The 7,957-nt window shown below is 67.1% G+C and carries 6 protein-coding genes and 1 pseudogene; 5 read left to right on the top strand and 2 right to left on the bottom strand.

The window, feature by feature from the left end; translation table 11 throughout:
- Window positions 1-155: 155 nt before the first annotated feature.
- Both ACZ5K7_RS48160 and ACZ5K7_RS48155 read right to left on the bottom strand, forming a co-directional pair.
- The gene (locus tag ACZ5K7_RS48160; RefSeq protein WP_468924927.1) at window positions 156-587 is read right to left on the bottom strand and encodes a universal stress protein; all 432 of its coding nucleotides are present in this window, start codon (window positions 585-587) and stop codon (window positions 156-158) included.
- A gap of 616 nt (window positions 588-1,203) precedes the next feature.
- Complete coding sequence (locus ACZ5K7_RS48155; RefSeq protein ID WP_468924925.1) at window positions 1,204-1,704, bottom strand: cupin domain-containing protein; 501 nt, start codon at window positions 1,702-1,704, stop codon at window positions 1,204-1,206.
- Between the two features lie 192 nt (window positions 1,705-1,896).
- Between ACZ5K7_RS48155 and ACZ5K7_RS48150 the strand changes: the two genes are divergently transcribed.
- From ACZ5K7_RS48150 to ACZ5K7_RS48130, 5 genes and pseudogenes are all read left to right on the top strand, one after another.
- On the top strand, window positions 1,897-2,883 hold the full coding sequence (locus ACZ5K7_RS48150; protein ID WP_468924923.1) for a LysR family transcriptional regulator: 987 nt from the start codon (window positions 1,897-1,899) through the stop codon (window positions 2,881-2,883).
- A 64-nt stretch (window positions 2,884-2,947) separates the two neighbouring features.
- Window positions 2,948-3,520, top strand: a complete 573-nt coding sequence (locus tag ACZ5K7_RS48145; RefSeq protein ID WP_468924921.1) for a TetR/AcrR family transcriptional regulator — start codon at window positions 2,948-2,950, stop codon at window positions 3,518-3,520.
- 472 nt (window positions 3,521-3,992) lie between these two features.
- A complete protein-coding gene (locus ACZ5K7_RS48140) occupies window positions 3,993-6,827 on the top strand; it encodes an AAA family ATPase (RefSeq protein ID WP_468924919.1) in 2,835 nt (944 codons plus the stop codon).
- A gap of 196 nt (window positions 6,828-7,023) precedes the next feature.
- Window positions 7,024-7,496 (top strand): annotated as a pseudogene (locus ACZ5K7_RS48135) (Dps family protein).
- 75 nt (window positions 7,497-7,571) lie between these two features.
- Entirely contained in the window at window positions 7,572-7,829 is a 258-nt protein-coding gene (locus ACZ5K7_RS48130) for a DUF2630 family protein (RefSeq protein ID WP_468924929.1), read from the top strand.
- The last annotated feature ends 128 nt before the right edge of the window (window positions 7,830-7,957 follow it).

Genomic DNA, 7,957 nt, shown 5'->3' with positions numbered 1-7,957 from the left:
GGGGGGGGGGGGGGGGGGGGGGGGGGGGGGGGGGGGGGGGGGGGGGGGGGGGTGGAGGGGGGGGGGGGGGGGGGGGGGGGGGGGGAAACCCCCCCCCCCCCCCCCCCCCCCCCCCCGCACCGGCATCAGCGGCAGGGCGTGCGGGGGAGGGGTTTCTACTCGTTCCCGGCTCCCTCAGGGACCATGAGAACCGCGATCTTGCCAGCGTGTGCCAGTGCGTCGCTGACACGGGGATGGAAGAACGCGGCGATTGAACTGCGGTGGTGGGGGCTGACGATCAGGAGGTCGGCTTGGAATTCGGCGGCCGCCGCGGATATCAGTGGCCCCACTTCCTGCGTCAGGCCGTGGGCGAGGTGGCCTTCGGCTTCCACCCCCAGGCTGTGCAGCGCACCGAGGGATTCCGCGAGAATGGTCTTGCCCTCGGCGTCCTCCTCAAGGTTCAGCACGGTGCCCGCTGTCACCGTGGAGGCCACGATGTGCACCACGTGGACCTGGGATCCCATCAGACGTGCCAGACCGCCGGCTGTGGACAGAGCGGCCCGGCGGGCCTCACTCGGATCTATGGCCACCAGGATGCGTTTGAACATGTGATACGTCCCTTTTCTGCAGTGCGGTTTCGGTCGGTCCCGGAGGCCCGCACGGGCGATGTACCTTCCGCCCCCAACTGTGCCGAGCGGCCGAGGCAGTGAGCGCAGGCTCGCCTGCGCCCTGCCGCAAGAGACAAGATCTGTGCGTACGAAGTACAGATTCCGCGCTTCCCCGGTGAGGGATCACGCCATGTCTGAAAATGGCCGGTCGTCTTGTTATGATAGACCCTCCACCATGATGGAAGGTGTACGGAGAGCGCCATCAACCGTGACCAACCGTCCCGTGAGTGTACCGACGAGGGTAGTCAGACGACCGATGCCTGGACGATCGGACTTTCCTAGCGTGAGCCCGGAGCGGCCGGCCCGACGTGTCGGCCGCTCCGGCCACCCTCCTGCATGCCCGGTCAGGTGGTTCATCCGTCCGGGCAGCCGGCACCGAAGGGACCAGTCCGCTTCGGAAGAGGGGAGATGCGCGGTGCCGGAGCGACAGAGTGTCGTCGAAGGCCAGCGGAGTCCGTGGCCCTGTCACCTCGCGCGGCCCGGGCGAGGCTGTCGCTGCGCGGTGTCCCGGCCAAGGCCTTGCATGGCTGTCGCCGAGGCACTCACTGCGCGAGAATCAGGGCAGCAGAGGCGGGCCGACGATCTGGATACCGTGTGTAGCCGCCAGCCGGGTCAGCTCCTGCGGGTCGGGTCCCGGTCCTGCCTCAGGCGTGGCGCTTCCGTCGAAGGGCACGCCGATGTCCGCCACGAAGGCGTCGAACCCCCCGCCCGGCGTGTGCAGCGTCAGGAAACGTGCCGTCGGGGACGTCACGACGAAGCCGTGGGCCAGTCCGCGAGGCAGCAGCGCCAGGGCGCCCGCGCCCACGCTCCGCACCTCATTGCCGACTTCGACCCTCAGAGTGCCGTCGAGGACCAGGAAAGTCTCCTCGTCGTTGTCGTGCAGGTGCAGCGGAGACATGTAACCGCGTTCACCGTTGTGCTCCAGCAGAGCGTAGGCCCCCCCGGTGTCGGTGGCCCGGGCGCGCATCCGCACCAGACCGCCGAGAAACTGCACTACGGATTGCGTCTCGGGCTCCGTGATGACGGGAGCGCTGATGTTGCCGGACAGGGAAGTCACTGTTCTCCTCGCTTCCAATGCGTTCACTCAACATTCGAGCAGAGCGCCGGGTGCGCAGTCCAAGACCGAATCGTCATCAGCCCATGCCGAACCGGGATGCCTGCAACGTGTGCCCATCGGACGCGTGGTTGACCTGATCGGTCCCTCTATCCGGCAGGCGGCTTCCGTACTCGAAAGTGAGGCAGGTTCGAAGTGACAGACCCTATTTCTCCCGATCTGACAGATCTTCTGGCACCCCGATCAGAGCCCGATATCGATCCTCGGCTGCTCAGGGCCTTCCTGGCGGTCGCCCGAGACGGTCACTTCGGACATGCTGCAGATAGCCTCATGGTCGCGCAGTCAGCGTTGAGCAGGCAGGTGCAGCAGTTGGAACGGCTCTTGGGTGTGCCGTTGTTCGTGCGTACCTCGAGGGGCGCCGAGCTGACGGCTGCCGGGCGGCTCGTGGTGCCGCATGCCCAGCGTGTCATCGCTCAGAACCGCCGACTCGTCCGTACCGCTAGAACGGCGGTCGCCGAGCAGGAGGCGACGACGCTGACGGTCTCTGCGCCGTTGCCCAGCCCTCCCGGTGGCTTGCTGGCGGAGGCGGTCCGGCACTTTCGTGCCACCCACCCCGACGTCCAGGTTTCTGTGGTGGGACTGGACGACTGCGATATCGCTGGGGCGCTGCGGGACGGCCGTGCCGACGTGGCGTTGACCTGGGGCGAGGACCTGGGCACCGATCACGAGCAGGTGCTGCTCGTGGAGAGGGCGAGCGCTCTGCTCGGTCCGGACCATACCTGGGCCGAAGCGACCGAGATGCCGCTGGCCGCGCTGGCGGGCGAGCCGATTCTGTTCCCGCTGCGTGAACGCGGCCACTGCTGGGACTCGCTGAGCCGATGCGCTGAGGCGTCGCACGTCCGATTGACGCCGGTACCCACGGCCCCCTCCGCTGTACCCGACCTGGTGGCAGCTGGACTGGGGCTATCCGTCGTACCAGCGTCCTTCCGGTTCGGTGGCTACACCGGTGTCGTCTTTGTACCTGTCCCCGACCTTGAGCATCGCATGAGCGTGGTGTGGCATGAGGGCGACGGACTGCCGGCGGTTCAGGGCTTTGTCGAGTCGTGCCGAGCCGCTGCCGCGAGTCTGTGTCTCGCACACCCCGACGTCTGGAACCTGCCTGAGGCGGTCGTCGCGGTCTGACGGCCGCAGTGAATGTAAACCCGGGGGCTTTGACAAGGTCAAGCAGACCGGCCATATTTGAGGAATGCCACAGGTGAGCGTCAAATGGAAGCTGATCGAGCACGCCGAGACCGTGTTCCGCCAGCAAGGCTTCAGCGGCGCCAGTGTGCAGGACATCACAAACTCCGCGGGTGTGCCCAAAGGATCTTTCTACAATCACTTCAAGAGCAAGCAGGAACTCGCCGCTGAGATCGTCCGTCGATACGCTCGTGGCACCGACGTCAGCATGTTCGGTCAGAGCGTTCCTACCGCGATCGACCGGCTGCATGCCCATTTCTCCTCCCAGGCCGCCCGGACGGAGGCCACCGGTGTGGAGTACGGGTGCCTGCTGATGACGATGGCCAGCGAAGGCCCGGTTGCGGGTGATGAAGTGAGCTCGGCCGTGCGCTTCAGCATCGCCAAGTGGATCGAAGTGCTCGCGGTCGTGATCGAGCAGGGACAGCAGGCTGGGGAGATCCGGTCGGACGAGCCAGCAGAGGACCTGGCAGCTTTTCTGATCGACGCCTTCGAAGGCGCGGGGCTGCGAGGCAAGGCTGTCGGAGACGGCACCGCCGCCATGCGGTCACTGTCCATGGCACTCAACGCCCTGCGGGTCTGAGCGGTCCAAGAAGCGGCATCCTGCGGAGACTTGCCCGGGTGAGGGGACCTGTGCTGCCTCCCTGTGCACCAGCGACTCTACTCATGCGCTCGCACCCCGCTCACCACTGGAAAACATCTGGAAAGAACCCTCATTCTTCTGGAATGAGTGTGGAATGTTTCTGGAATCGTGGAATCCTGCTGCCTTTTCCGTGCATCGCCAAAATTCTGGCTCAGGTGCGACGGTCATCCCTGGTAGCGTCAAAATATGCGGTTGGACATCCTGAGGTTTATGGCGCCGTCGGCCCATGACCGAGGAAGCGATACGTCGCTGTCTGTGATGCTCGAAGGCGGACGTAGCTGCTCCGTCTTCTCTCCGACCGTGCACGGCAGGGAGGGCCTGGTGAAGGGGGGCGGGCAGGCCTCCACGCGGCCTTGCCGGGCAGGCTTGTGGACGATGGGATTCCATCTTGATGGGCTGGGGAACTGGAGGAATGATGTTCCAAGGACCCGCTGAAGGCGAGCGCCGGAAGTTTTTGGTCGGGCGCGACTCGGAGATACATGAGATACGTCTTCGGGTATTTCCGGAGCGTTTCGAAAAATCAGTACCGCTTCTTCTTGCGGGAGAGGCGGGGATCGGTAAGAGCGCTTTGCTCAAGTATGCGGAGATGGAGGCGGCCGACCGGGGACTCTGCGTTTTGTCGTGCGCTGGGAGCTCCGACGAGCGCACGCTCGACTACAGCATTCTGCATCAGCTGCTGAAACCCCTGCTGCCCCATCTCTCTAGCCTTCCGCCCGCCCAGCGTGCGTCCTTGGTACGCGCCCTCGGCCTTCACCAGGGGCCTGTCCGGCTGGAGGACGAGACCGATGACCGACTGGCTGTCGGTCTCGGCGCCTTGAATCTGCTGCTGGCAGCGGCACGGCGGCAACCAGTGGCGGTTGTCATCGATGACCTGCAGTGGGTGGACCCGGCCTCGGCCCAGGCACTGCACATCGTCGCCCGCCGGATCGGCGATGAACCGGTGAGCTTGCTTGCCGCGATCCGAGACGGAAGCCGGCTCGAGGCAGTGTGGTCAGGACTGGAGCGCTTGCGGGTAGGACCGCTGTCGGCAGAGTCTGCCCATGACCTGCTGAACATGCAGCCTGTGGTGCCACGAGGCCGCGCGCGCACGGAGATCCTCCGGCTGGCCGAGGGCTATCCGCTCCTGTTGGCGGAGCTCGCCCAGGCGGACCCGCGGTTGTGGGAGACGGGGGCTGACATGCCGCTGCCCACATCGCTGCTGGAGCACTTCGCTCAGCGATGTGCCCGGCTGCCGGAGGCCACGAAGCGGGTTCTGCTGTTCGTGGCGGCGGCCGACGAGGCGGATATGCCGACGGCGCTGCTCGCGGCGGCCGAGTCGGTACCGGGTGGGTCAGTGGACGCATGGGCGGCGGCGGAGGCCGCCGGACTGGTGCGTCTGGACAGCGGGAAGGTGGCATTTCGGCATGCGTGGATGAAGGCTGCCGTTTACCGGACGGCTTCCTTCACCGAGAGGAGGGCGGTGCATGTGCTGCTGGCCGGCAGACTCACGAACGAGCCCGACCGGCAGGCGTGGCATATGGCGGCCGCGTCCTTGATCCCCGACGAGTCTGTGGCGGACGCTCTGGAGCAGACGGCGGGGCGTGCCTGTCAGCGTGGCGGACATCGGGTCGCTGCCCTGGCCCTGGAGCGGGCGGCCCAACTGAGTGTGAGAGGGCAACAGCGGGCGCAGCGGCTGCTGAGGGCGTGCGATCTCGCGATGCGGGCGGGCGAGCCGTGGTGGGTGGAGTCGCTCGCCGGCGAGGTCGCCGCGACGACGGAGGATACGGGACTCCTGGCGGGAGCGGCACTGTGGACCGGGTGGGCGCTGGCGGCGACCGGCCGTCAGAAGGCGGCCTTGTCCCATCTCCTGCCGCTGTCGGCAGCCCTTGCCGAGGGTGCTCCCGGTGAAGCGCTGAAGGCGGTTGCGCACGCCGTGGGAGCTGCCTACGACAGCGGTGACGAGGACGTCCGACGCCGGCTTCTCGGGGTGCTCGCGCTCCTGCCCGAGGACGCGGGCAACCCGTTCGAGCACACGTGGGCGCGTGCTTGGTGTGCCCCCTTTGACAGCCGCAGGACGCTGTTGGAACTGGCGGATCGGGCAGCCGAATCAGCCGAGGACCCCGAGGCGCTGACACTGTCGGGGCGTGCGGCCTGGATGCTGGACGAGACCGCGACGGCGGTGCGGCTTCTGGGCTCGGCGATGGAACGGATCCCGGTCACGGCGTCGCCAGGTTCTCGCGCGATCGCGGGACAGGCATTGGCGTCGGCGCAATTCGACGCCGGTGCCTGGGATGCGGCCTGGACATCCGCTGAGGAGGCGTGGCGAGTGGCGACCGAGAGCGGTCTGGAGCCCGCTGCCCGCAAGGCCATGTGTGTGGGTGCGAGGATTCTGGCGTTGCGTGGAGACACCGAGGGCGCCCGCCGCCTGGTCGGACGTGCTGTGGCCGGGGTGGAGCGGTCGGACAGCCTCGTCCTGGGGACGCGGGCGGCGATGGTCCGCGCGGCTCTGGCCGCTGGGGAAGGCAACTACCTGGTGGAGTACGAGCTGTTGCGGGGGTTGTTCACAGGAGGTTCCGACCTGCAGCCCGTGCACTACCACGGTTCTCTGTACGGAGTGGGCGATCTGGCCGCGGCCGCAATGCGGGTAGGCCGTCAACGGGAAGCGGCCGCGGTGGTGGACGCGGTTGAGCGGTATGCGGGAGAGGACATGTCGCCTCGCCTGCGGCACATTCTCGATCGGGCGCGAGCGCTGTTGTGTGAGGGGGAGGAAGCCGAGGAACTTTTCCGTGCGGTTCTGGCGGATCCGGCGGGGGAGCAGTGGCCGTTCGAGAGGGCGGTGGTGTCGCTGGAGTTCGGCGAATGGTTGCGCCGACGGCGCCGGATGAGCGAGGCCCGCGCGGAACTGGCCCGGGCGTCCACCGTGTTCGAGTGGCTGGGGGCACGTGTGTGGATGGAGCGGGCTGCGGGGGAATTGCGGCCGTGCGGGGTGGATGTGCGCGGTGGGGGAGAGGCCGCCAAGTCGCTGGAGCGGCTGACCCCTCAGCAATTGCAGATCGCGCGGATGGCGGCGACCGGTCTGACCAATCGGCAGATCGCCGAGCGTTTGCTGCTGTCCGCTCGCACCGTCGGTTTCCACCTCTACCAAGTGTTTCCGAAGCTGGGCGTTAGTAATCGCGCCCAACTCCGTGGCGCCCTGGGGCGTTCGGGGGACATGCCGGATATGCCCGCGGGTTCGCTGCTGGGGGCCGGCCCGGTGCCGGCCGCATGACGCGGCGGTCACGGTGAGACAAGTGTCAGCTCCCTCCTGCGTATCTCCTAAGTCAAACAACGGATCGCGCGGACGGACATGGCCCGAAGACTTTGGGAACAGGCCTTTATGACCTCCGCCGACGGGGCCCGACCGAGCCACGGTCGCTCGGGCAGGGCCAGGGTCGGATCTGGTTCGGGAAGGAACACACGCAGTCATGACCATCATCACGAGTCCACTTGCCGACGAGGACCGCGGCGTCACCGGAGCCGCGTTGCAGGAGACGCTGGTCGACCTGCTGGATCTCTCTCTGCTGGCCAAGCAGGCGCACTGGAACATCTACGGCCAGCGGTTCCGCGCCATCCACCAGCAACTCGACGAAGTCGTCGCCACGGCCCATGACTACGCCGATCAAGCAGCCGAGCGAGCGGCCGCACTGGGGGTCAGCCTGACGGCCGTGCCGCCACGATCGCCGCCAGCAGTGGGCTTCCCACCTTCGACGCTGGCTGGATCGAGGACGGCAAGGCCGTGGAGGCGCTGGTCGCGGTGTTCTCCGTTCTGATCAGTCGGATGCGCACCCGCATCAAGGTCACCGGGGGTCCGGACGCTGTGACCCAGGATCTGTTCATCTCACTCACCGCCGAATTGGAGAAGCAGAGCTGGATGTTCCAGGCGGAGAACCGCCGATGACCGCTGGCAGGCCCGGCCACCGCCTGCGGCGGCCGCGAGCCGCGCATGGAATTGGCAGTGACGAATGAGGAGGCGATGAAACACGTGGAGAACGATCAGCGGATCCTGCACCGGATTACTGAGATGGCCGAAGAGGAACGCAGACTGCGGGACTCTCTGCCGACAAGTACAGCAGACGGTGCTGCGGAGCGCGAACGGCTCGTCGTGATCGAGCGGGAACTCGACCAGTGCTGGGATCTTCTCCGACAGCGCCGCGCCAAGGCCGAGTTCGGTGAGAATCCCGACGAGGCGCACGCCCGGACGGTGTCCCAGGTTGAGAAGTACCAGTCATGACGTCGCGGGAGGAGGGTGTTTGGATGAGCAGGCCGAGCAGCAACCCGCTGCGTGACCCCGCAGACCGACGGCTCCCGCGTATCGCGGGACCGTCCGGTCTGGTCATCTTCGGCGTCACGGGCGACCTC

Source organism: Streptomyces sp. NPDC031497 (assembly GCF_055580905.1).
This window is presented reverse-complemented; position numbering and strand designations above follow the sequence as displayed.

Excerpts from the sequence above, each read along its gene's own strand:
- ACZ5K7_RS48160 (WP_468924927.1), bottom strand. The coding sequence starts at position 587 with ATGTTCAAACGCATCCTGGTGGCCATAGATCCGAGTGAGGCCCGCCGG.
- ACZ5K7_RS48130 (WP_468924929.1), top strand. The coding sequence starts at position 7,572 with ATGAAACACGTGGAGAACGATCAGCGGATCCTGCACCGGATTACTGAG.
- ACZ5K7_RS48145 (WP_468924921.1), top strand. The coding sequence starts at position 2,948 with ATGCCACAGGTGAGCGTCAAATGGAAGCTGATCGAGCACGCCGAGACC.
- ACZ5K7_RS48140 (WP_468924919.1), top strand. The coding sequence starts at position 3,993 with ATGATGTTCCAAGGACCCGCTGAAGGCGAGCGCCGGAAGTTTTTGGTC.